22 protein-coding genes and 1 tRNA gene are annotated in these 21,498 nt (G+C 71.8%); 16 read left to right on the top strand and 7 right to left on the bottom strand.

Annotation, left to right across the window (positions count from 1 at the left end; genetic code table 11):
* Nucleotides 1–484: 484 nt before the first annotated feature.
* The 4 genes from GGD88_RS09660 (at nt 485) to GGD88_RS09645 (ending at nt 4,163) form a co-directional block, all read left to right on the top strand.
* On the top strand, nt 485–1,861 hold the full coding sequence (locus tag GGD88_RS09660; RefSeq protein WP_184434795.1) for a YcjX family protein: 1,377 nt from the start codon (nt 485–487) through the stop codon (nt 1,859–1,861).
* On the top strand, nt 1,858–2,934 hold the full coding sequence (locus GGD88_RS09655; RefSeq protein ID WP_184434792.1) for a TIGR01620 family protein: 1,077 nt from the start codon (nt 1,858–1,860) through the stop codon (nt 2,932–2,934). The genes GGD88_RS09660 and GGD88_RS09655 overlap by 4 nt, the downstream gene beginning before the upstream one ends.
* Before the next feature lie 162 nt (nt 2,935–3,096).
* Nucleotides 3,097–3,456, top strand: a complete 360-nt coding sequence (locus GGD88_RS09650) for a CidA/LrgA family protein (RefSeq protein WP_184434790.1) — start codon at nt 3,097–3,099, stop codon at nt 3,454–3,456.
* Between the two features lie 2 nt (nt 3,457–3,458).
* Nucleotides 3,459–4,163, top strand: coding sequence for an LrgB family protein (locus tag GGD88_RS09645; RefSeq protein ID WP_184434787.1), 705 nt, complete (start codon nt 3,459–3,461; stop codon nt 4,161–4,163).
* A 19-nt stretch (nt 4,164–4,182) separates the two neighbouring features.
* Here GGD88_RS09645 and elbB read toward each other — a convergent pair whose 3' ends face one another.
* Nucleotides 4,183–4,869, bottom strand: a complete 687-nt coding sequence (elbB, locus tag GGD88_RS09640; protein WP_184434784.1) for an isoprenoid biosynthesis glyoxalase ElbB — start codon at nt 4,867–4,869, stop codon at nt 4,183–4,185.
* Between the two features lie 157 nt (nt 4,870–5,026).
* Complete coding sequence (locus GGD88_RS09635) at nt 5,027–6,046, bottom strand: MraY family glycosyltransferase (RefSeq protein ID WP_184434781.1); 1,020 nt, start codon at nt 6,044–6,046, stop codon at nt 5,027–5,029.
* Between the two features lie 176 nt (nt 6,047–6,222).
* Between GGD88_RS09635 and GGD88_RS09630 the strand changes: the two genes are divergently transcribed.
* The 4 genes from GGD88_RS09630 to irrA all read left to right on the top strand — a co-directional run bounded on the left by GGD88_RS09630 (nt 6,223) and on the right by irrA (nt 9,776).
* Nucleotides 6,223–6,816 (top strand): 2-hydroxychromene-2-carboxylate isomerase, encoded by a 594-nt coding sequence (locus GGD88_RS09630; protein WP_246423684.1) that lies wholly within the window; start codon nt 6,223–6,225, stop codon nt 6,814–6,816.
* A 48-nt stretch (nt 6,817–6,864) separates the two neighbouring features.
* Nucleotides 6,865–7,629 carry a glycerophosphodiester phosphodiesterase gene (gene ugpQ, locus GGD88_RS09625; protein WP_184434776.1) on the top strand — a complete coding sequence of 255 codons (765 nt, stop codon included), beginning with the start codon at nt 6,865–6,867 and terminating at the stop codon, nt 7,627–7,629.
* A 268-nt stretch (nt 7,630–7,897) separates the two neighbouring features.
* A complete protein-coding gene (locus GGD88_RS09620) occupies nt 7,898–9,295 on the top strand; it encodes a nitronate monooxygenase (RefSeq protein ID WP_184434773.1) in 1,398 nt (465 codons plus the stop codon).
* 76 nt (nt 9,296–9,371) lie between these two features.
* The gene (gene irrA / locus GGD88_RS09615; protein WP_184434770.1) at nt 9,372–9,776 is read left to right on the top strand and encodes an iron response transcriptional regulator IrrA; all 405 of its coding nucleotides are present in this window, start codon (nt 9,372–9,374) and stop codon (nt 9,774–9,776) included.
* 344 nt (nt 9,777–10,120) lie between these two features.
* Here irrA and rpoH read toward each other — a convergent pair whose 3' ends face one another.
* Nucleotides 10,121–11,059 carry an RNA polymerase sigma factor RpoH gene (gene rpoH, locus GGD88_RS09610; protein WP_246423682.1) on the bottom strand — a complete coding sequence of 313 codons (939 nt, stop codon included), beginning with the start codon at nt 11,057–11,059 and terminating at the stop codon, nt 10,121–10,123.
* Between the two features lie 691 nt (nt 11,060–11,750).
* Here rpoH and GGD88_RS09605 point away from each other — a divergent pair.
* The 4 genes from GGD88_RS09605 (at nt 11,751) to GGD88_RS09590 (ending at nt 14,371) form a co-directional block, all read left to right on the top strand.
* Entirely contained in the window at nt 11,751–12,650 is a 900-nt protein-coding gene (locus tag GGD88_RS09605; RefSeq protein ID WP_184434768.1) for a DMT family transporter, read from the top strand.
* A gap of 171 nt (nt 12,651–12,821) precedes the next feature.
* A complete protein-coding gene (locus GGD88_RS09600; protein ID WP_184434765.1) occupies nt 12,822–13,400 on the top strand; it encodes a YqaA family protein in 579 nt (192 codons plus the stop codon).
* 213 nt (nt 13,401–13,613) lie between these two features.
* Nucleotides 13,614–13,955 (top strand): hypothetical protein, encoded by a 342-nt coding sequence (locus tag GGD88_RS09595; protein ID WP_184434763.1) that lies wholly within the window; start codon nt 13,614–13,616, stop codon nt 13,953–13,955.
* A gap of 340 nt (nt 13,956–14,295) precedes the next feature.
* Nucleotides 14,296–14,371 (top strand) — tRNA-Phe (locus tag GGD88_RS09590).
* A gap of 39 nt (nt 14,372–14,410) precedes the next feature.
* Here the strand turns inward: GGD88_RS09590 and GGD88_RS09585 are convergent.
* The 4 genes from GGD88_RS09585 to GGD88_RS09570 are packed head-to-tail and all read right to left on the bottom strand — an operon-like array spanning nt 14,411 to nt 17,166.
* Nucleotides 14,411–15,373: a tyrosine-type recombinase/integrase gene (locus GGD88_RS09585; RefSeq protein WP_184434759.1), complete on the bottom strand. Its 963-nt coding sequence runs from the start codon at nt 15,371–15,373 to the stop codon at nt 14,411–14,413.
* A gap of 7 nt (nt 15,374–15,380) precedes the next feature.
* The gene (locus GGD88_RS09580; protein ID WP_184434757.1) at nt 15,381–15,620 is read right to left on the bottom strand and encodes a hypothetical protein; all 240 of its coding nucleotides are present in this window, start codon (nt 15,618–15,620) and stop codon (nt 15,381–15,383) included.
* Complete coding sequence (locus GGD88_RS09575; protein WP_184434754.1) at nt 15,617–16,654, bottom strand: DNA cytosine methyltransferase; 1,038 nt, start codon at nt 16,652–16,654, stop codon at nt 15,617–15,619. Before GGD88_RS09575 ends, GGD88_RS09580 begins: the two co-directional genes overlap by 4 nt.
* Nucleotides 16,651–17,166, bottom strand: a complete 516-nt coding sequence (locus GGD88_RS09570; RefSeq protein WP_184434751.1) for an ASCH domain-containing protein — start codon at nt 17,164–17,166, stop codon at nt 16,651–16,653. Before GGD88_RS09570 ends, GGD88_RS09575 begins: the two co-directional genes overlap by 4 nt.
* Before the next feature lie 78 nt (nt 17,167–17,244).
* Here GGD88_RS09570 and GGD88_RS09565 point away from each other — a divergent pair, with 78 nt between their 5' ends.
* The 4 genes from GGD88_RS09565 (at nt 17,245) to GGD88_RS09550 (ending at nt 21,451) form a co-directional block, all read left to right on the top strand.
* A complete protein-coding gene (locus GGD88_RS09565; protein WP_184434748.1) occupies nt 17,245–17,760 on the top strand; it encodes a hypothetical protein in 516 nt (171 codons plus the stop codon).
* The gene (locus GGD88_RS09560; protein ID WP_184434745.1) at nt 17,760–18,620 is read left to right on the top strand and encodes a hypothetical protein; all 861 of its coding nucleotides are present in this window, start codon (nt 17,760–17,762) and stop codon (nt 18,618–18,620) included. Before GGD88_RS09565 ends, GGD88_RS09560 begins: the two co-directional genes overlap by 1 nt.
* 1 nt (nt 18,621) lies before the next feature.
* Nucleotides 18,622–21,009: a hypothetical protein gene (locus GGD88_RS09555; RefSeq protein ID WP_184434742.1), complete on the top strand. Its 2,388-nt coding sequence runs from the start codon at nt 18,622–18,624 to the stop codon at nt 21,007–21,009.
* A 121-nt stretch (nt 21,010–21,130) separates the two neighbouring features.
* Nucleotides 21,131–21,451, top strand: coding sequence for a hypothetical protein (locus GGD88_RS09550; protein ID WP_184434739.1), 321 nt, complete (start codon nt 21,131–21,133; stop codon nt 21,449–21,451).
* Nucleotides 21,452–21,498 lie beyond the last annotated feature (47 nt).

The following is a 21,498-nucleotide window of genomic DNA, read 5'->3' as shown; positions in this document are numbered from 1 at the left end:
GTTCGCGACCCGGGCGTCCACGCGGGAGCGTGGACGCGAGACCATCTCTCTCGGTCCCACGCTCCGGCGTGGGACCGTTCGCGGCCCGGGCGCCCACGCGGGAGCATGGGCGCGAGACCATCTCTCTCGGTCCGACGCTCCGGCGTGGGACCGTTCGCGACCCGGGCGTCCACGCGGGCGCGTGGACGCGAGATACCCGTCTCGGTCCCACGCTCCGGCGTGGGACCGTTCGCGGCCCGGGCGCCCACGCGGGAGCGTGGGCGCGAGATACCCGTCTCGGTCCCACGCTCCGGCGTGGGACCGGCGCCGCGATACCCCTGATTTTCTTGGACCCGGATCGCCCCGAGACCTAGACTCCCGGCGAGTCCGTGCGGTCCGCGCCCCAGGGAAGCACCATGGGGGAAACGCCATCGCAGCGCGCAACGCTCGGCGCGCACCGGGGGCCGGGTCCGCCGGACAGGAGGGGCAACCAGAGGCCGGACCGATGAAAACCCTGGACGACCTGCTGGCGCGACGGCTGTATCTCGGCGTGACCGGGCTGTCGCGGGCCGGCAAGACCGTGTTCGTCACGTCGCTGATCCACAACCTGCTGCGCGCCGACCCGGCGGCGGAGGAAAGCCCGCTGCGCGGCTTCGATCCGTTCGACGACGGCCGCCTGGTGGGCGCCGTGCTGCGCCACGACACCAACGCGACCGTGCCGGAGTTCCCGTACCGCAAGGCGCTGGACGCGCTCACCGGCGAGTCGCCGCACTGGCCGGAGCCGACGCGCGGCATCTCGCGCATCCGCATCGACCTGCGCTTCCGCCGCGCCCAGGGCTTGACCACCAGCGCGGCCGCCCGTCTGGGCCTGACCGAGGGCACCCTGCAACTGGAGATCGTGGACTATCCCGGCGAATGGCTGGTCGACCTGCCATTGCTGGGCACCACCTTCGAGGACTGGTCGCGGGCCATGCTGGCCCAGGCCGAGCGCGGCCGCCGTCCGGAGCTGGCCCGCGAGTGGCGCGCCTTCGTGGCCGAGCGCACACCCGACTCGGAACACGACGAGGAGTGGGCCGAGCGCGCCGCCGCCCTTTACACCGACTACCTGCACGCCTGCGCGGAGGCCAGGCTGCGGTTCCTCCAGCCGGGCCGCTTCCTGCATCCGGCCGACCTGCGCGGCGCCTCGGTGCTGCGCTTCTGTCCGCTGCCCGACCTGCCGGCGTCGCCGCAGCCGGGCACCCTCCACGCGGCGTTCCGAGACAAGTTCCGGGACTACCAGGAGAAGGTGGTGCGCACCTTCTACCGGCGCCATTTCGCCGGCCTGGACCGCCAGATCGTGCTGGTCGACACGCTGACCGCGCTCAACGACGGGCCGGAGGCGTTCGACGACATGAGCGAGGCCCTGGCCTCCATCCTGCACAGCTTCCGCCATGGCAGGAACAGCCTGCTCGGCTGGCTCATGGGCCGGCGCATCTCGCGCGTGATGTTCGCCGCCACCAAGGCCGACCATGTGATTCGGGGCGACCGCCTGCACCTGGAGAACCTGACCCGGCGCATGCTGCACGTGCTGGACGAGAGCAACCTGATCAAGACCGCCGCCGACGTCGACGTGCAGGCTATCGCCGCGATCCGCGCCACCCGCGACACCCGGCGCACCGACAACGGCCGCGAGATCCTGCTCGGCCGCCGGCCGGACGACAGCGACGAAACGCCGATGGAGCCGGGCGCCATCCCGCTCGACTTCCCGCCGGACTGGGCGGCGCTGAACTACCGCTACTGGGACTTCCAGCCGCGGCCCGACCCGGCCTGGCGCCACGGCGGGTTTCCCAACATCCGCCTGCCGGAGGTGCTCAACTTCCTGATCGGGGAGGACCTGCGATGACCGAGCGCCGCCCGCCCGAGCGACCGTCGACAGGCGACACGCCCCGCCAGCCGGGCGTGGTCGACCCCACCCTGGTGGCGCCGTCCGAGCCGTCACGGCCGCGCGTCCGGTCGCGTCCCACGCCGGAGCCGGCCCCGGCCCGTTCGGCCGGTCCGGCGCCCGGCCCGGCGGCCGAGACGCTGCGCGCCCCGGACGACCGCGCCCCGCCGCCGGCGACCGTGGAGGCCGAGGCCGCCGCCCCGCCGGCCGAGAAGCCGGCCCGCTGGGGCCGGGTCGTGGGCCTGTTCGTAGCCCTGGCGGCGGCATTCCTGGTCTACGACACCGGCCGCGCGCTGGTCGACATCTGGAGCGGCGACTGGATCGGCGGCGCCCTGCTGACCGCGCTGGCCGCCGCCTTTCTCGCCGCGCTCGGCACCGCCACCATGGCCGAGGTGCGCGCGTTGCGCCGGCTGGGCGAGGTCGATCGCTTCCGCGAAACGCTGGGCACGGCGCTGGCCCAGGACCAGCCGACCCGCCTGCGCCAGACCCTGGGGCCGATCCTGGCCCTGGTGCGGGCGCGCCGGCCGGAGCTGGTCAAGGCGTTCACCCAGCGCAGCCAGGGCCTGACCGACACCGATGCGGTGCTCAAGCAGTTCCGGGGCGCCGTGCTGGCCCCGCTGGACCAGGAGGCACGGCGCACCGTGCGCGTCAACGCCCTGGCGGTGATGGGGGCGACCGCCGTCTCGCCGCACCCGGCGCTCGACGTCGCCATCGTCATCTGGCGCAGCACCGTCATGGTGCGCCGGGTGGCCGAGGTCTACGGTCTGCGCCCGAGCGGGCTGGCGACCCTCAAGCTGACCAAACAGGTGGTGGTCAGCGCCGCCATCGCGGTCGCCGCCGACCCCACCGGCGACGTGGTGGCCACCACCCTGGGCGGCGGCCTGGCGGAAAAGGTCTCGGCCCGCTTCGCCGAGGGCTCGATTTCCGGCCTGCGGGCGTTCCGGCTCGGCATGCGGGCGATCGAGATCTGCCGCCCCCTGCCCTTCGAGCCCGACGAACGCAAAGGGACCTGGCAAACGCTGGTACAGGGATAGCGCGGATCGCGATCCATCGGACCCAAGACGTGGTTCGGATTGATCGCGTGGCTCTGCGCGAAATGTATGAGTCGCAGCCGAATCTTGCGACACACCGACATCGCGCCGCGAGTCCGGTGTGTCGCGATCGGCTGTATCCCCTTGTCCCGCGGAGATCGCCCCATGCTGCCCATGCTCGCCCTTCTGCTCGTGTTCCAGTTGGCGGGGGAGGCGCTGCGCCATGCCCTCGCCCTGCCGGTGCCGGGACCGGTCATCGGCATGGTCGCCCTGCTGCTGACACTGGTGGTGCGCGGCTGGTGGACCGGCCCGGCCGCCGCCGTGCCCGAGCCGCTGGCCCGTGCCACCAACGCGCTGCTGGGACATCTGTCGCTGCTGTTCGTGCCGGCCGGCGTCGGCGTGATGACCCATCTGGCGCTGCTGGCCGATGAGGCCGTGCCGATCGCCGCCGCACTGATCGGCAGCTCCCTGGCCGCCATCGCCGTCGGCGGCGTGCTGATGGCCCGGCTGGGGCGGAGACCCTGACGATGGAGGACCTGGCGGACATCTGGGTCTATCTGGCCCGCGACCCCCTCTTCGGTCTCACCCTGACCCTGATCGCCTATCTGGCGGCGGACCGCCTCTACCGCGCGCTCGGCCTGCACCCGCTGGCCAATCCGGTGCTGTGGGCGGTGGTGGCGCTGGCCGGCGTGCTGTGGGCCACCGGCATCCCCTACGACCGCTATTTCGAGGGCGCACAGTTCATCCACGTGCTGCTGGGGCCGGCGACGGTGGCCCTGGCGGTGCCGCTGTACCGTGCCCTGGAGACGCTGCGGCGCAGCGCCCGCGCCGTCGCGGTGGCGCTGCCGGCGACGGTGCTGGTGGCCTCGCTGGGGGCGATCGCGCTCGGCCTGCTGTTCGGGGCCAGCGACAGCACCGTGGCCTCGCTGGCGCCGAAGGCGGTCACCACCCCCATCGCCATGGGCATCAGCGAGCGCATCGGCGGCCTGCCGTCGCTGACGGCCGTGCTGGTGATCCTGACCGGCATCCTGGGCGGGGTGCTGGGGCCGCCGCTGCTGTCGGCGCTGCGGGTGCGCGACCCGCGCGCGCGCGGGCTGGCGCTGGGGGCGGCGGCCCACGGCATCGGCACCGCGCGGGCCTTCCACGAGGGCGCCGAGACCGGCGCGCACGCCAGCCTGGCGATGGGCCTGGCCGGCGTGCTGACGGCGGTGCTGCTGCCGCTGCTGTGGTAGCGGGCCCGGGGGCGGCGGCCTATTCCGCCGCGCGCCCGCCCTGGGCCTTGTGGATCAGGTCGTACAGGGCCTCGACCGCGTTGGCGGCCCCCTCGGCGATCTGCGACACGGTGGCGTCCAGCATGTAGCACGGGCTGGTGACCACCTTGTGCCGCTGGTCGATCACGACCTGGCCATGGGTGGTGACCTCGTGGGTGGCGCCCATGGCGCCCAGCTTCTCGGCCACGCCGGCGTCGGAGCCGATGGTCAGCGTGACCGCGCCCAGCACGCGGGCGACCACGACCGGGCTGATGCACAGCGCGCCGATAGGCAGGCCGGCCGCGTGGGCGGCGCGGATCGCGCGCTCGACAGACGGCAGCACGGTGCAGTCCGGGCCGTCCACCGCGAAGGTGCACAGCGTCTTGGCCGCGCCGAAGCCGCCGGGGAGGATCACGGCATCGAAGTCCTTCGGATCGAAGTCGGCGATGTCCTTGATGGCGCCGCGGGCGATGCGGGCGGCCTCGGTCATCGCGTTGCGGGTCTCGTCGGTGGGCTGACCGGTGCGGTGGTCGATGACGTGCATCTGCGCGACGTCGGGGGCGAAACACTGATAGGTCCCGCCGTGGCGGTCGATCGCCAACAGGGTGAGAACGCTCTCGTGGATCTCGGCGCCGTCGTAGACGCCGCAACCGGACAGCAGGACGGCGAACCGGGGAGTCAGAGTCATCGGAAGGTCCTCCTTGTCTGAATCTCAGCGGGGTCCAAGTCTGAGCGGGCGGTGCAGGCGGGGGACCGCAGCGACTCCGGCCCCGTCGCCCCTGACACCAGCGTGGGTGGACCATCCACAGGGCGCAAGGGGAAATCGCCCGGGGCGGCGCGGCCCGTCACCCCAGCCACCGCGGCCGCCGATGCAGGACCCACAGGGCGCCGAGCACCAGTCCCGCCGCCGCCCCGAGCGGCGGCCAGGGCGACCCGATCGCCGACGCCAGCGCCAGCCCGACCAGCGCGGCGTTGACGGCGGCGATCACCAGGCTGACGCGGGCGTGGCTCAGGCCGGCCTGGACGGCGCGCTGGTAGGCGTGCTCGCGGTGCGCCTCCATCAGCGGCCGGCGCCGCACCAGCCGGGCCAGCAGGGTCAGCGTGGCGTCCGCCCAGTAATACGCCGGCGCGATCAACGCCGGCGCCCAGGCCCCCTGCCCGGCCAGCATGACCAGCAGGCCGCCCAGCAGGTAGCCCAACGGCACGCTGCCGACGTCGCCCAGGAAGATGCGTGCCGGGTGCCAGTTCCACACCAGGAAACCGGCCATGGCGCCGGCGAGGATCAGGGCCGCCCCCATGGGCACCGCCAGTCCCGCCACGGCCGCCAGCAAGGCCAGCGCCACGCCGAGCGACACCACCTCGACGCCGGAGAGGCCGTCGATGCCGTCCATGAAGTTGAACAGGTTGACGAACCAGGCCCAGGCGACGGCCGCCGCCAGCAGGTCCAGGCCCGGCGGCAGCCAACCCTGAAACACCGGCCCGGGCAGCGGCAGCACCAGCAGCGCCCCGGTGCAGGCGGCCAGATGCGCCACCAGCCGCACCCGCGCGGGCAGATGGCGCAGGTCGTCCCACCAGGACACCGCCGCCAGCCCCAACGTTCCGGCGACCAGCACCCACGGGATCCCGCCGCCGGCCGCGTCGGGCGGCCGCGTCGCGGCGTCCCAGGCCAGCAGCGGCAGCGCCACCCCCAGCACCGCCAGGCCGCCGCCGCGCGGGGTCGGCACGCTGTGGCTGGAGCGGGCGTTGGGGTGATCCAGCAGAGCGCGGGCGCGCAGCCACCGCTCGACCAGCCGGACCGCCACGGCGGACAGCACGGCGGCGGCGAGGGCCAGGAGCAGCGGATGCGGGGCCGGTGGCAGTGTCATGCCGCGGGGTATAGCCGAGGCCGCGCGCGCGGACAATCACGCGGCCCGCGGCGTCACCGGACGGTCAGCGGGGGACGGTCACGGGGGACGACCACGAGCGTGTGCTTTGCCAAAGTGGACCACCTGGTCTAAAATAGCGTGGTCGCGTCACCCCATCCGGGAGGTCGGCCGTGTCCATGACCGTGACCTACTACGTCGCCCTCAACTCGCCCTGGAGCTTCCTGGGCGGACCGCGCCTGGCCACCCTCGCCGCCCGCGCCGACGCCGCCGTGGACGTGCGCCCGCTCGACATCGGGCGGCTGTTCCAGGCCACCGGCGGCCTGCCGCTGCCGCAGCGGCCCAAGTCGCGCCAGGACTACCGCCTTTGGGAGCTGACACGCTGGAGCCGGCGCCTGGGCCTGACCCTGGTGCTGCACCCCGATGCGTTCCCCTGCGACGAGCGGCTGGCGGCGGCCTGCGTGCTGGCGCTCAAGGCGCAGGGCGGCGACGCGCTCGATCTCGCCACCCGCCTGGGGGGTGCGCTCTGGGTGGACAACCGCGACGTCGGCCAGCGCGCCGTGGTCGAGTCCATCATCGCCGCGGCCGGCCTGGATGCGCCGGCGCTGCTCGCCGAGGCCGAGGCCCAGGCGGACCGCTGGGAGGGCGAACGCCAGGCCCACACCGACGCCGCCATCGCCGCTGGCGTGTTCGGCGTGCCGACCTATATCGTGGGCGAGGAGCCGTTCTGGGGCCAGGACCGGCTCGACTTCGTTGCCGAGGCGCTGGCGTGACCCCCGCTCTCCCGGCGCCGTGATCTTCCCCGCGACCGGGATCCCTCCATGACCGTGACCCCTCTGCCGCCGGCCCACCCGGCCGTGCCCCGCGTCATCGCCCACCGCGGCGCGTCGGCCTCCGCGCCCGAGAACACCCTGGCGGCGTTCCGCCGGGCCCACGCGCTGGGGGCGCCCTGGGTGGAGTTCGACGTCAAGCTGACGGCCGATGGCCGTCCCGTGGTGTTCCATGACGCTACCCTGGACCGCACCACCGACGGCCACGGGCCGGTGGCCGACACGCCGCTGGCCGCCTTCGGCGACCTGGACGCCGGCCAGTGGTTCGACCCGGCCTTCGCCGGCGAACTGGTGCCGACCCTGGAAGAGGTGCTCGACCTTCTTGTCGAGATGGGCATGGGCGCCAATATCGAACTCAAGCCCGACCCGGGCCGCGAGGCGGAGACGGCGAGCGTCTGCCTCGATGTGGCGCGCGAGCTGTGGCCGGCCGATGCCCCGCCGCTGCTGGTCTCCAGCTTCAGCCCGGTGGCGCTGGCCGTGGCCCGCGAGATGACGCCGCAATGGCCGCGCGGCCTGGTGCTGGAGGCCCTCACCGACGACTGGCAGGCCGGCGCCGCCGCGGTCGAGGCGTGGTCGGTGCACTGTGCCGCAGAGCTGCTGAGCGCACGCGGGGTGGCCGAGGTGCTGGACGCGGGCTATCGGGTCATGGTTTATACGGTCAATGATCCGGGTCGGGCCGCGAACCTCTGGGACTGGGGCGTCGACTCGATCATCACCGATCGGCCGGAGGCGTTGCTGCCGCTGGCCGGAGCCTGAGGGCGGCCGGCCGCGCGGCCCCCGCCCCGGGGGTGGACCGACGGCACCTCCCGCCGGCCGCGGCCGCGGGAGGCCACCAGCGCGCCGGACGCGAGAGCACCAAACGGGAACCGCCGTCGTAACGGTTCCGTGGCCTCGCCTCTGTGGCACCGCTGCCGAAGGGTCGGACGACGATCGCGGCCGCGCGCCGCCGGCGGTCGCGACGGCCCGGACGGGGCGGCATGCCGCCGCGTACCATCCATGTCTGGAGACGGCGAAAGGATAGATTGTGAAGCCTCTCAATCCGCTCTTTATTTCGGGACGGGAGGTCCTGCCTCTTGTGGAGGGCGGCAAGGGTGTCGCCGTGACCAACGGGATGAGCGCCGGGGCGTGGGCCGCCGCCGGCGGCGTCGGGACCTTCTCGGGCGTCAACGCCGACAGTTACGACGAAAACGGCCGCCTCATCCCGCAGATCTACAAGGGCAAGACGCGGCGCGAGCGCCACGAGGAACTGGTGGCCTACGGCATCCGCGGCGGCATTGCCCAGGCCCGCATCGCCCATGACATGGCGGGCGGTCGCGGCCGGCTGCACATGAACGTGCTGTGGGAAATGGGCGGCGCCGAACGGGTGCTCCAGGGCGTGCTGGAGGGCGCGCGCGGGCTCATCCACGGCATCACCTGCGGCGCCGGCATGCCCTACCGTCTGGCGGAGATCGCCGACAAGTTCCGGGTGCACTACTATCCCATCGTCTCCTCCGCGCGTGCCTTCAGCGCCCTGTGGAAGCGCTCCTACCGCAAGTACGCGGACTGGCTCGGCGGCGTGGTCTACGAGGACCCGTGGCTCGCCGGCGGCCACAACGGCCTGTCCAACAACGAGAACCCGCGCGAGCCGCAGTCGCCCTACCCGCGCGTCGCCGCGCTGCGCAAGAGCATGCGCGAGGCCGGCACCCCGGAAGTTCCGATTTTCATGGCCGGTGGCGTCTGGTACCTGCGAGAGTGGAACGACTGGATCGACAATCCGGAGCTGGGGCCGATCGCGTTCCAGTTCGGGACCCGCCCGCTGCTGACCAAGGAAAGCCCGATCCCCGAGTCCTGGAAGAGCCGCCTGCTGCGCCTCGCCAAGGGCGACGTGCTGCTGCACCGCTTCAGCCCGACCGGGTTCTATTCGTCCGCGGTCCGCAACGACTTCCTGCGCGAGCTGGAAGAACGCAGCGAGCGCCAGGTGCCCTACGCCGGCGAACCCGACGAGACCCACGACGCCGCGCTGGCCGTCGGGGCGCGGGGACGCCAGGTGTTCGTGCCCCAGGGCGCGCTGGAGAAGGTGAAGGGCTGGATGGCCGAGGGCTATACCGAGGCCCTGCGCACCCCGGACAACACGCTGATCTACGTGACGCCGCAGAAGGCGCAGGAGATCCTGCGGGACCAGATCAACTGCATGGGCTGCCTGTCGGCCTGCTCGTTTTCCAACTGGGCAGAAAAGGAAAGCGGGACAACTGGGCGCCGCGCCGACCCCAGGTCGTTCTGCATTCAGAAAACCTTGCAGTCGATCGCCCATGGTGGTGATATCGAGAATGAATTGATGTTCGCCGGGCATAATGCGTATCGTTTTGCCAGCGATCCGTTTTTTGCCAACGGCCGGGTGCCGACCGTGCGGGAACTGGTGGACCGCATCATGACCGGCGACTGATCCCGGACCCTGCCGCGCCGCCCCCGGTCGCGGCGCGGCAGGGTCGGGCCACGCCGAAGACAGTGAGGCACAGGCCATGAGACATCACCCCGCCGCCATGGACCGGCTGCGCACCGTGGGGCTGCGTCCGACGCGGCAGCGGCTGGCGCTCGCCCGGTTGCTGTTCGACCAGGGGGACCGGCACATCACCGCCGAGATGCTGCATTCGGAGGTCATGGCGACCGGGGTGCGGGTCTCGCTGGCAACGGTGTATAACACCCTGCACCAGTTCACCGAGGTCGGCCTGCTGCGCGAGATCGTGGTGGAAGCCGGGCGCTCCTACTTCGACACCAACACCAGCGCCCATCACCATTTCTTCCACGAATCGAAGGGCACCCTGACCGACATCCCGGCCGATCAGATCACCGTGGCCGCCGTGCCGCAGGCCCCCGAGGGCACCCGCGTCAAGAGCGTCGACGTCATCGTGCGCCTGGAGGACTAGGCAGCCGGGGGGCGTCGGCGAGGCCGCGAAGACGAAACCGGGAAGACGGACGAAACCGGGAAGACGAGAGAGACTCCGTCCGGCGGGCCCGTCACGCCGGGCCGACGCGCGGCAAGACAGCCGATTGCGACACACCGGACTCGCGACGAACCGGGCCCGCGACGCGATGTCGGTGTGTCGCCATAATCCGCCGCGACTCATACATTTGGCGTGGAGTCACGCCATCACTCCGAACCCCGTCGCGAGTCCGGTTGGGCGCGTCTCTGCTCTAAAATCAATACTGTAAAGCCGATTCATGTTCGAAATCGGACCGCATCTGCGGGTCCGATTTCGAACACTCGGCTCTAGGCGGCCGCCACGGCCGCGAGCCCCTCCTCGCGGGTTTCCATGGCGCGGCGGTTGTTGTCCGCGGCATGCCGCAGGACGGCCTTGCGCACCTTCTCGAAAGCCCGGTTCTCGATCTGGCGCACGCGCTCGCGCGAGACACCGTACTCCTTGCCCAGGTCCTCCAGGGTCTCGGGGTCGGACGACAGGCGGCGGCGCGTGAACACGTCGCGCTCGCGGGGGTTCAGGCCGTCCATGGCGCCGTCGAGCAGCCCCATCCGGTAGCCCGACTCGGACTGCTCCAGCAGGAGGTCTTCCTGGTTGGGCCGCTCATCCTCCAGCAGGTCCATCATCTCGATGTCCCCGTCCTCGCCGACGACACGGTTCAGCGAGCCGTCGCGGCCGGCCATGCGCCGGCTCATGTTGGTCACGTCGGTCTCGGACACCCCCAGCTCGCCGGCGATCAGGGTCACCTCATCCGGCGACAGGTCGCGGTTGTCGAGCAGGCCCAGGCGCGCCTTGATCTTGCGCAGGTTGTAGAACACCTTCTTATGGGCCGAAAGGGTACCGATCTTGACGAGCGACCAGCTGTTGAGAATGTATTCGTGGATCGAGGCCTTGATCCACCACATGGCATAGGTGGCCAGGCGGAAGCCCTTCTCGGGGTCGAACTTCTTGACCGCCTGCATCAGCCCCAGGCTGCCCTCGGACACCAGGTCGGCCACGGGCAGCCCGTAGTGGCGATAGCCGAGCGCGATCTTGGCCACCAGCCGCAGGTGGCTGGTCACGAGGGTGTGGGCCGCGTCCACGTCGTCATGGTCGTGGAAGCGGCGCGCCAGCATGTACTCCTCCTCCGGCGAGAGGATGGGGAACTGCCGGATGGTCCGCAGGTAGCGGTCGAGGCCGCCGTCCTCCGAAAGGACCGGCAGCGTCGGCATGGTCTTGGTCGCGGTGGTCATGGTGCGGTCTCCTGGCGTGGGGTCGAGGCGGCATCCGCGATGATCGCGTAACGCCGCGAACAGGCCACGCGTTCCGGCGGCACGGTCAGCGGACGAGGGTGTGACACTCGTCTTCCCGGACGAGGGCGTGAGACTCGTCCTTGCGTGCCACCGCACGTGTCGCGGCGCGGCCGTGGGGTCACGTCCCGGGAGCGGTCAGACCGGACCCGGCGCCGCGCCTGGCGCAGCACACCACCGGTGTCGATGACGATGTCGATGAGTCCCTGTTCGGGACAGCCAGGATGGGGGATTCGCGCCGTCCCTGTGGCCGGGCCGGCATCCCCTGTCGACGAGCAGATCGTGGACTTGAACGTCCATCATCGTTTCATCCTCCATTGAAGCGATGACGGTGCCCCGGCTCCGGTACGGCCGCCAGCACACCTCTCGGTCCGAACCCGCTTTGCGGCATTCGGCTCCAAGGTGGAGTATATGCGCGGAGGGGTCGGATTTCAAGCCTGCGCTCCGCTGTCATGGTTGATCGTCGTCACGGCTGATCGTCGTCCGGGTTGATCGTCGCGCCCGGCGCCGGACGGGGCGCGCGCCGGCCTGCCCGCATCCACCCTGCGTTGACGCCGGCGGCGCGGCCGGTAACAGTGGCCGCAGTCCAGCCCGAACCAGCCCTTCCCCTCGTCCAACCGGAGTCGTCCGCCCCATGGACATCCGCACGATCGGCGCCGTGTCCCTCACCGTCCTCCTGTGGTCGTCGGCCTTCCCCGGCATTCGCGCCGGTCTGGCGGGCTACGACCCCGGTCACATGGTGTTGCTGCGCTTCCTGCTGGCCTCGATCGCCCTGGCGGGTCTGGCCGCGGTCACCCGCATGCCGCTGCCGCGCGGGCGCGACCTGCCGGCGATTCTGGGCCTTGGGCTGCTCGGCATCGGCGTCTACCAGAGCGGGCTGACGTTCGGAGAACAGTCCGTCACCGCCGGGGCCGCGGCCCTGATCGTGGCGTTGATGCCGCTGTTCATGGCGCTGCTGGCGGTGGCCGCCCTGGGCGAGCACCTCACCGCCCTGGGTTGGGCCGGCTCGCTGGTCAGTTTCGGCGGCGTCATCCTGGTAGCGCTCGGCCAAGGCGCCGCCCCCGACGGCGGCTCGTCACTCACCGGCGTGGCCCTGGTCCTGGGGGCCACGCTCGCCACCAGCATCTTCTTCGTGTTCCAGAAGCCGTATCTGCGTCGCTACTCTGCGCTTCAGATCACCGCCTGCGGAATCTGGGCCGCGACGGCGGTGATGGCCGTCCTGTGGGGGCCGGGTCTGGCCACGGCGGTGCGGGCCGCCCCGCTCGACGCCACGCTGGCGGTGGTCTACCTCGGCGTCTGCCCGGGGATGATCGCCTACGTGAGTTGGGCCTACGCGCTGTCGCGGGCGCCCGCCTCCATCCTCGGCAGCGTGATCTATCTTCAGCCGCCGCTGGCCATGGTCATCGCCCTGGTGTGGCTGGGCGAGGTGCCGGCGGTCGAATCCCTGGCCGGCGGCCTGATCGTGCTGGCCGGCGTGCTGATCGTCAGCCGCTGGGGGCGCCGCCCCGCCGGGGTCGTCGCCCGGCCCGTGTGACCTGCCCCCCTGCTGCGATGCCGCATGGTGACGCCGCATGGTGGCGCCGCATTGTGACGCCGCATTGTGACGGCCGCGGCCGCCTGCTAGAACCCGGGCGGCGCGACGCCACGCCCCGGGGGAGCAGGGGGCGTGGGCCGGCCGCACGACGGATCAGAGCGGAGACAGGCGGTGCTGCGGACAACCTACGACTGGGCCATGCGGATGGCGCAGACCCGGCACGCGCTGTGGATCCTGGCGCTCATCTCGTTCATCGAAAGCTCGGTCTTTCCCATTCCGCCCGACGTGCTGCTGATCCCGATGGTCCTGGCCCGGCCCCACCGCGCCTGGCTGATCGCCGGCGTCTGTACCGTGGCGAGCGTGGCCGGGGGGTTCGCCGGCTACGCCATCGGCCTGTTCCTGTACGAGGCGGTAGGACAGCCGGTGCTGGCGTTCTATGGCTACCTGGACCGCTTCACCGAGTTCCAGGCCCTGTACAATGAATGGGGCGCCTGGATCGTCGCCGGCGCCGGCGCGACGCCGTTCCCCTACAAGGTGATCACCATCGCCAGCGGGGTGACCCAGCTCGACCCGGCCGTGTTCGCCGTCGCCTCGGTGCTGTCGCGCGGGGCCCGCTTCTTCCTGGTGGCGGCGCTGCTGTGGAAGTGGGGGCCGCCCATGCGCGCCTTCATCGAGCGCCGGCTGGGCCTGCTGGTCACCCTCGGGTTCGTGCTGCTGCTGGGCGGCTTCCTGGCGCTGCGGCTGCTTTAACGCGGATCGCGACCAATGGATGAGTCACCGTCGATGATCACCACAAACCGAAATCGCGCCGCGAGTTCGGGGGGGCGCAATCGGCTGTAGGGTCCGCCGCGGCTTGCGGTTCACTCGGGCGGCGCCATATCCTGCGGTATGACGACCGCAACGCCCCCCGCCCCTGTGCCGGCCCCCCGCGCCGCCCGCCGCCCGCACCGGCGGCGCGGACCGGTGCGCCGCCTGGCCGGGGTGGGCGCCGGGGTGGTGTGCCTGATCCTGGGTGCCATCACCGGTCCGACTCCCCTGCCCTTCGGCATCGTGTTCCTGGCCCTCGGCGCCTTCCTGCTGGCGCGAGAGTCCGTCGTGGCCCGGCGTGGCATCCGCTGGCTGCGGTACCGCCTGCCGGCCCTGGACCACGGGCTCGGCCACATCGCCCAGCGGCTGCCGCGCGCCGTCCGCGTGGTGATCCATCGCACAGCGCCGATCGCCAGCCGCCGGCGCTGGCGCCTCGGTGCCGGGACGCGTGGTCGGGTTGCTGCGGCCCCTGTGGGCACGCCCGGCCCGTCCGGGTGAGCCCTCCCGCATGACGGCAGCGTCCCGGTCGGACGCAGGGTCCGTGGCCGGACGCCCGTGGGGGCCGTCGCGCGTCGGAGCGTCACCAGCGCGGATCGCGATCAATCGGAAACACGGCGTGGTTCGGATTGATCGCGTGACTCCGCGCTAACCAGCTAACTATATGAGTCTCAGCCGATTTTTGCGGCAAACCGAAATCGCGCCGCGAGTCCGCTTTGTCGCAATCGGCTGTAGCGTCAACAGGGTGTTTGACAGCCCGGTGAAAGTCCTCTAAGAAAGCGTCCCCACGGCGGCACTGGCCGCCCCCCGGTCGGGCTTGGCGCGACGCGGGTCAGAGAGCGCCCAGGTAGCTCAGCTGGTAGAGCAGGGGACTGAAAATCCCCGTGTCGGCAGTTCGATTCTGTCCCTGGGCACCATATTTCTCAATGAGTTACCTGCTGGGGCGAGGGTGTGTTTTACACTCTCGCCCCTGCTGTTTTACAGCGCGGTCCGCGTCTGTTCTCGCGCGTGTCGCGGCTGTCGCATCCCGCGTCGGCCAGCATGGTCCCCGCTGTGTGGCGCAAGCCGTGGAACGTCAGGCCGGCCTGGACCTGACCGGCCCCTTCCAGTCGCTTCATGATCTTGCGCAGTTCGGCGCGGAAGCCCGAGCCGGTGTAGGGTGCCCCGCCCTGCCCCGTCACCACGATGGGCGAGCGGCGGGGCGTCGCGGTCAGCACCTCGGCCAGCATCGAGTGCATCGGCACGCGAATGGACATGCCGGTCTTGTGTGATCGCACCGACACGCGCCCGTCCGCACACGCGGACCAGGGCAGCGACAGGCAGTCGGCCTGGCGCAGGCCGGTGAACGCAGCCAGGGCCACGGCCGCACGGATGCCGGGGTGCGAGGCGGTGGCTTCCAGCACGGCGGCCAGTTCCTCCCACTGCCAGGGCCGGTTGGCTTTCTTCTCGCCGCGCGGTTTCTTGATTTTCGCCACGCCCTCGGCGGGGTTCGTGGCGACAAATCCTCTCGGCTTTCCCCAGTTGAATAGCAGGCTCAACACCTGCACCAAGTAGTTTGCGAATCGGCGCTTGTGCTGCTCGAACGCCTTGTCACGCAAGGCAAAAACCAAGCGCGGCGTGACCGCCGGCAAGGGGGTGTCGCGCCCCTTGCCCAGCCAGTCCAGCACGCGGGCGTAGTCCCGCCGGGTCTCGACGGCCAGGGCGGCATATTCGGGGCTCGCGCGGTAGGCCTCGATCAGACTGCCCAGGGTGCCGGGCGTTGGGGGCGGGGCCATCTGCCCCTCGGCCGCCGCGTAGGCGGCCATGAATTCAGCGCTACCCGGCTCGCCGGGCAGGCGCGTGCGTGTCGGCCGGTGATAGTAATACGTCCGCCCGCGCGAGCGGATGCGTTGGACGTGCCGCAGTCGCAGGACCGTCATTGCCCCGTCATCCCCACTGCTCCAGCCATTGGGCTGGATGCGGCTCGCTGGTGCGGCCGGTCTGTCGGTCGATCCAGGAATCGACCTCGTCGCGCAGCCAGTAGCGCATGGACCGAATCTTGTGCGACGGCAGATCCAGAGTGTCGACCATTGCGGGCGACACGTCCAGATATGCCGCGACAGTCTGTCGGCGCATCAGACGTGGCCAGCCGCGCGTGTCGGGCGAGGTGCGGTGGGCAGCGCTCATGACGCGGCGGCCTCCCGTCTCTCGGCGCCGGCGGCCAGCTCGGGCACGTTGGCCCGCGCCAAGGCCGCCGCCAGCGGCGGGCACACGCTGTTGCCGGCGCAGCGCACCTGCTGCGCCTTGCTGACCGCCCGGCCGCCGATCTCCAGGTCGATGACGTAGGAGTCCGGGAAACCCTGGGCGCGGAACAGTTCACGTGGGCTCAGCATGCGGATCCCGATGTCGGCGATGACGTACGGCACACCATCGAGATGCACGGTCACCAGCGCCATGCGGTCGCGCGTCGTCACGGTGCACAGCGGTTCATCCACGGCCGCCCATTGCCCGCCCTCGCCGTAGTACCGCGCCAGGAACGGCGCGATCAGGCCGGCGTGGGTGCCCTGGCCGGTGACGGTGGCGAGGGGATCGCGCGGGTCGCCCGCGCTGCCCCGGTTCGACCCCCGGAACTGCGTCAGGTGAGCCGCGATCACGGAGTGGTGGTCGACGGCCGTGACGGTGCTGATCGGCTCGTCCAGCGGCGTGCCCGGACGCTGCCCCTGGTCCGTGTAGTGCCGTGCCAGAAAGGCGGCGACCAGGGCGTGTTTGGTGCCGCCGGCCACCGCGGTCCCGAGCGGCTTGCCGAGCCCGGGCACGCGCGGGGCTTGGCCGGAACGCTCGCCGTAGCCGGTCTGCACCAGCGACGGCACCGCCACCATCATCTCCCCGCGGCGGGCGGTCGTGATCGTTCGCAGGGGCTCCGCCGAATCCCAGCAGCGGGCATCGCCCCCGTGCGTCACCGGAATGACAAACGGCCGCGGATGGTCGAGCACATAGCGCACCACGCCGCGGGCAACGCGGCGCAGCGTGGCCTCGGCCAGCGGGCGCTTGACGCCGACCGCACGGGCCGCGTCCGGCGTCAGGAAGATCGAATGGCAGGGCCGTGACCAGTCGATGATCTCCGCCGCCGTGCGCCAGGGGTCGCGCGCGCCGCCGCCACCGGCGAAGCTGTCGACAATGATCTCGGCCTGAGCGGCCTGTGGCGCGAAGAGGTGGGTCATCCCGGCGCCTCGCGAAACAGGTCCGGCGTGGGGGCGGTCGGGGGGCTTACCGCACGCGCACCGGGGTGCGGGCCGTTCGGCCAATGACGCATCAAGGGCGCGGCCAGAAGAGGCTCGCCGCCACCGAACCAGCGAAAGAACCCGAGAGCGCCGCGCGCCGGGATCGGATCACAATCCTTGGGGTCCGCGAGCACGAGTCCGCGCGGCCCGAAGAACCACGGGCTGTCGCTAGCGTTGACGACGGCGGTCACCGTGACGCTGCCGATCACGGCGCCACGGATCAAGTCGCTCGGGTGCGGGCAAGCCACTCCGATCCGGACCATGACATCGCGGGCATCCTCGTATTCCGCGCGGGTCAGCCCTTTGGCGGCGTGAATCGCAATGCGGCCCGGCCTCATGCCGTGGCGCACGGCGGCGGCTGACCGGTTCTCGACGTCCTTGCCGCCGTGGATGATGGCCCAGGCCCACGGCTGGCGGACGGACGGCGCGATTTCGGGGAGGTCATCTGTCATGATGGCCCTCCCTCACGCCGGCACCGGCGCATCGGCCGGGATGAGGGCCCGCAGCGTCGAGAGCGCGCACCCGAGGAGATGCGCCTGTACGACCAGACGCTCGATGCCATGCGCCAGATTTTGTACTCCGAGGGCGTGTTCCAAGCGGTGAAGGCGGGCGTCGAGGCCGCGCCCGACCCGGCCCTGGGCCTGATCGAGCCCATTGCCCAGGCCGCTGTCCGTGTGCTGGTGAGCGCGCGCGAGGCCGGCCGGCCGGTGACCCAGGACATGATGTTCGCCGCCCTGGTCGACACCACCCGCGAAGCGGTCGAAGCCGTCGAGGAAATCCGGGGCCGTGAGATGACCGAGGAGCAGGCGACCAACGCCTTCCTGGAGATCGTCACGCGCTACGCCGACCTGGCCGGCCGGGCCGGCCTGATTGACCCTCGGGAGGCTGAAGCCCGCATGGCCGAGATGGAGGGCGGGGCCGCGCCGGCACCGGGCCGGGGCGCGGGCCAGGAGCCCCCGCCGCCGAGCCGGGCCGCGCGTCGCGCCGGGCGGGCGCGCAAGCGGCGTCGCAAGGGGCCGCCGCGGCAGCAGCAGGAGGCGATCTGATGGCGAACGGACTGCTGGCCGCTTTCGGTGGCGCCCTGACCGGCCTGGGCACGGGCCTGGTCGCACGCGGCGAGGACCTGCGCCAACAGCGCATCGCCGAGGCCAAGATGGCCTACGAGGAGCAAAAGGCTTTGCGCGATCGGGCCTGGAGCGTCCAGGACCGGGAGGCCCGGCAACAGCACGACAGGGGCATGCTGGACCGGCGGTTCGGTCATGACCGGGATATGGCGGCGGTGGGCCACAGCAACGCGCTCGCCCGCACGGCGGCCGGACGCGGGCAGTATCGTCCGCTGACCCCGGAGGAGGTCGAACAGCACGGGCTCGACCCGCGCCAGTCCTATCAGGTCGACACGACGACGAATCGGCTGCACACGCTGGGATCGCGCCAGGAGGGAGCGGCCAGTGAAGACAGGCCCCCTCTGGCTCTTAACCAGATGCTAGCCGAGGCGCGGCGGCGCGCGAAGGCGAACGGGGCGGGCTACGGAGAGCCGTCGAACGAGGACGTGGAGGCGGCCTTGCGCGCCATGCCAGGGGGCGGCGTGGCGGCGGACAAACTGTTCGGGCCGCCGGAGCCCCCGCCTGTAGTGCACGCCCCCGCGCCGGTCAGTGCCCCCAGAGCGGGCAACGGCGTGTCGATGGATATCCCAACCGGCGTGACGCCGCGCGAGGGGGCGCATGGTGGGGACGGAGTGTCCCTCTCGGCGGGGCAGGCGCCGACGGAGCAAACCGGGCTGCCGGCTGGCGTGACCGCCGAGCAGGCGCTTCAGCAGGCGCAACGGGCCATCGCCGCCGGCGCCGACCCGGCCGCCGTGCGGGCGCGCCTGCGCCAGTATGGCCTGACGTTGCCGGGGGCGCCGTAGCATGGCTGTTGAAGTCAGGGCGGGGGCGGGTCTCTTCGACGACCTGATCCCGCAGTCCTCGCCCGCACCAAGCCCGCCCATGAACGGCGGGCTTTTTGATGACTTGATCCCGGCCGCGCGTCCGCAAGCGGGCGAACAGGCCGGCACCGACATCGGCACGGCCGACCATTTCGTGCGCCAGCTCGGCGCCGGTGCTGCGGCAGCGGGAGCGTCGGCCCTTCAGGCCCCCGCGATCCTGGCTGGGCAGGTGGACTCGGCCGCGCAGCGCGCCCGGCGCCGCACTCTGGAGGCCATGGACCGTCTGGATGCGGTCGCGGCCGAGGGCGGGCGTCCGGGTGAGGTCTGGGGCACCCTCGACAGCCGGGACACCACGGTCCTGCGCGATGCGGCGCGCTACTGGCGGGCGCTCAAGGCGGGCGACACCGACGAAGCGACGGCTCTTCGGCGCAGGATCGAGGGTGAGATCGCAGACGTCGCCCCGACCCTGACGGACCCGCGTGAGACCGCGCTCTACGGGGCCGGCGAGGCCGTGCGCGACCTGTACGACGAGCCTGGCGCACCGCTGCACGGCAACCCGGACTACAAGGGCGACTTCTGGCGCGACACCGTGCCAAACGCCCTGGGCTCGACGGGCGCGTTCCTCGCGACGGGGGCGGCTGGTGCGGCGGCGCGGGTGCCGGCTGCCCTGGCCGCCGGCGCAACCGGCGCAGCCGTCAACAGCACCGACACCTTCCGGGAGGCCCTGGAGAGCGGCGCCGACCTGGAGACGGCCTATCGGGCCGCAACGGGGGGTGCCGCCGTGGGCGCGGGGGAGGGCCTGCCTATCGGCCAGGTGCTCAAGCGTCTGGACGCGGTGGGCGGTCGCCGGATGCGGCGCATCATCGCCGAGGGGCTCAAGGGCATGGGCGAAGAGGCAGCCCAGGAGGCTCTGAACGCGGTCGGCAACAACCTGATCGCGGCCGGGCTGTACGACCCGGAGCGCGACGTACTCGAAGGCGCGGGGGAATCGGCGGCGGCCGGTGGCGCCGTTGGCGCGATTTTCTCCGTTGTAGCTTCGACATTCGCCCGCCAGCGTGGCGGCGCCACCGACCCGACCGCCCCGCGTGCGGACCTGCGCGACGGCGACGACGGGTTCGCGGAGGCCCCGGGCGCCTCCCCACCCCTGCCCCCTGGCCCGAAGCCCGAGCCCGGCGCCCGTGTTACCGTCGCCACGCCCGACGGTCCGGTTGCCGGCACGGTCGAGAGCGTCGACCGGCGCGGCGCCATGGTGCGGCTCGACGACACCGGCGATCTGGAGCCGGTGGCGCTGCGCGACCTTCAGGCCCAGCCCCCCCAACCGGCCGGGCTGCCGCCCGTCGAAACCGTCGACCTCAACGAAGGCGATCTCCGTTCGCCGATCCCGAACGAAATCATCGGCGAAGGCAAGGCGGCGATGGAGGACGCCATCAACGCGGCGTCCGCGCCAGCGCCGGCCCCGCCCCCGCCGGCCTCCGCCGGCGCCCCCACAGGGGCGCCCCCGTCCCTGTTCGACGACCTGATCCCCGAGCGACCGGGCGGAGCGAACGCCGGGCCGCCGCCCCTCGACCTGACAGAAGACATGGTGGTGGACGACCCGCCGCCGCTGGATCTGACCGAAGACATGATCGTGGACACCGCCCCGGATCGGTGGCGGGCGCGCCAGGACCAGCGCGACGCCCTGGTCGCGCGGGCGCAGCTCGAACCGGGGGCCTATGTCGATCGGGACGGCGTGCCCTACCATGTCGACCCCGAGGGGCGCATCGTTCGCGGGGGGAGCGGTGAGGCCGAAGCGTTCGGATCCCTCGAGCGGGGATATGTGGACGATCAGGGCGAGGCGTTCGCCCGCCGCGCCCTCGCTGGCGAGATGCGCCGGGTTCCTGGTGACCAAGCCCTCGCGGTCGGGGCGCGCGTCGCGGTCGCTGACGGGGCCGGCACCGTGGTCTCCGCCGGCGGGGGTGAGATCGCGGTACGCCTGGACGGCACCGGTGACATCGAACCGTTCCCGCCCGGGGCGGTGCGGCCACTGCCCCGGGAGCCCCGCAAAGACAACACCGGTCCGGCCGGGAGCGCCCCTGAGGTCGCAGACGGGGCGGCGCTCCCGGCGCCGGCGGAAACGCAACGCCCGGCCGTTACCGGGGCGTCCCTGGACCGGACGGCGAGCTGGGTGATCCGGGACCGGCGAACCGGCGACGCGATCCTGGAGACCTTCGACCGCCGCGCCGTCGAGGCCCTGAACACGGACCGCTATGAAGCGGTGCCGATCCAGGACCACCTGGGGGGGGCTGAACCGGCGCGGTGCGGCGCCCCAGGCCGGCACGCCCCCCGTGGCGGCACCGCGTGTCCCCAACGCCCCGGGCGATCCGTCAAATGAGGGGCGAGCCTCTCCACCCGAGGACTTCGTTCGGGCGCCGAACGGTACGCTTGACTTTGGAGAAATCGACGCCGCTGTTGAATCCGCTGCCGGCGGTCGCTACCCTCCGGGTCCGATCCGGATGCGTCGTGGCGCGTCCGAAACATACGGGCGCGATCACATTGACGCTGGCAAGGCGGAGCGCATTCAACGGGCCAGGTATGCCTCGGTCGAGGACTTCGTTTTCGACGTTGCCCAGAACTACGACACCGTATGGGAACAGAAGAACGGACGCCTTCTTCTGTCAAAGACAGGCGGCGGATACGACTCCACGGCCAGCATTGAACTGGAACGCGGTCGCGACGGCGCCTACTATGCCGTTATCACCGCCATGCCTGTTCGACAGGCAAAAAAATGGTTCATGACGGAAAATCGGGGAGGGGCGGACAACGGGACGGTCTGACACACTGGTAGTTGCGACACGACACAGACTGCCAGGGAGGCCCCGTT

Origin of the sequence: Roseospira goensis, from assembly GCF_014197795.1 — a bacterium.
Lineage (GTDB): Bacteria > Pseudomonadota > Alphaproteobacteria > Rhodospirillales > Rhodospirillaceae > Rhodospira > Rhodospira goensis.
This window is presented reverse-complemented; position numbering and strand designations above follow the sequence as displayed.

Excerpts from the sequence above, each read along its gene's own strand:
- GGD88_RS09660 (WP_184434795.1), top strand. The coding sequence starts at position 485 with ATGAAAACCCTGGACGACCTGCTGGCGCGACGGCTGTATCTCGGCGTG.
- GGD88_RS09655 (WP_184434792.1), top strand. The coding sequence starts at position 1,858 with ATGACCGAGCGCCGCCCGCCCGAGCGACCGTCGACAGGCGACACGCCC.
- GGD88_RS09650 (WP_184434790.1), top strand. The coding sequence starts at position 3,097 with ATGCTGCCCATGCTCGCCCTTCTGCTCGTGTTCCAGTTGGCGGGGGAG.
- GGD88_RS09645 (WP_184434787.1), top strand. The coding sequence starts at position 3,459 with ATGGAGGACCTGGCGGACATCTGGGTCTATCTGGCCCGCGACCCCCTC.
- elbB (WP_184434784.1), bottom strand. The coding sequence starts at position 4,869 with ATGACTCTGACTCCCCGGTTCGCCGTCCTGCTGTCCGGTTGCGGCGTC.
- GGD88_RS09635 (WP_184434781.1), bottom strand. The coding sequence starts at position 6,046 with ATGACACTGCCACCGGCCCCGCATCCGCTGCTCCTGGCCCTCGCCGCC.
- GGD88_RS09630 (WP_246423684.1), top strand. The coding sequence starts at position 6,223 with ATGACCGTGACCTACTACGTCGCCCTCAACTCGCCCTGGAGCTTCCTG.
- ugpQ (WP_184434776.1), top strand. The coding sequence starts at position 6,865 with ATGACCGTGACCCCTCTGCCGCCGGCCCACCCGGCCGTGCCCCGCGTC.
- irrA (WP_184434770.1), top strand. The coding sequence starts at position 9,372 with ATGAGACATCACCCCGCCGCCATGGACCGGCTGCGCACCGTGGGGCTG.
- rpoH (WP_246423682.1), bottom strand. The coding sequence starts at position 11,059 with ATGACCACCGCGACCAAGACCATGCCGACGCTGCCGGTCCTTTCGGAG.
- GGD88_RS09605 (WP_184434768.1), top strand. The coding sequence starts at position 11,751 with ATGGACATCCGCACGATCGGCGCCGTGTCCCTCACCGTCCTCCTGTGG.
- GGD88_RS09585 (WP_184434759.1), bottom strand. The coding sequence starts at position 15,373 with ATGACGGTCCTGCGACTGCGGCACGTCCAACGCATCCGCTCGCGCGGG.
- GGD88_RS09580 (WP_184434757.1), bottom strand. The coding sequence starts at position 15,620 with ATGAGCGCTGCCCACCGCACCTCGCCCGACACGCGCGGCTGGCCACGT.
- GGD88_RS09575 (WP_184434754.1), bottom strand. The coding sequence starts at position 16,654 with ATGACCCACCTCTTCGCGCCACAGGCCGCTCAGGCCGAGATCATTGTC.
- GGD88_RS09570 (WP_184434751.1), bottom strand. The coding sequence starts at position 17,166 with ATGACAGATGACCTCCCCGAAATCGCGCCGTCCGTCCGCCAGCCGTGG.
- GGD88_RS09565 (WP_184434748.1), top strand. The coding sequence starts at position 17,245 with ATGCGCCTGTACGACCAGACGCTCGATGCCATGCGCCAGATTTTGTAC.
- GGD88_RS09560 (WP_184434745.1), top strand. The coding sequence starts at position 17,760 with ATGGCGAACGGACTGCTGGCCGCTTTCGGTGGCGCCCTGACCGGCCTG.
- GGD88_RS09555 (WP_184434742.1), top strand. The coding sequence starts at position 18,622 with ATGGCTGTTGAAGTCAGGGCGGGGGCGGGTCTCTTCGACGACCTGATC.
- GGD88_RS09550 (WP_184434739.1), top strand. The coding sequence starts at position 21,131 with ATGCGTCGTGGCGCGTCCGAAACATACGGGCGCGATCACATTGACGCT.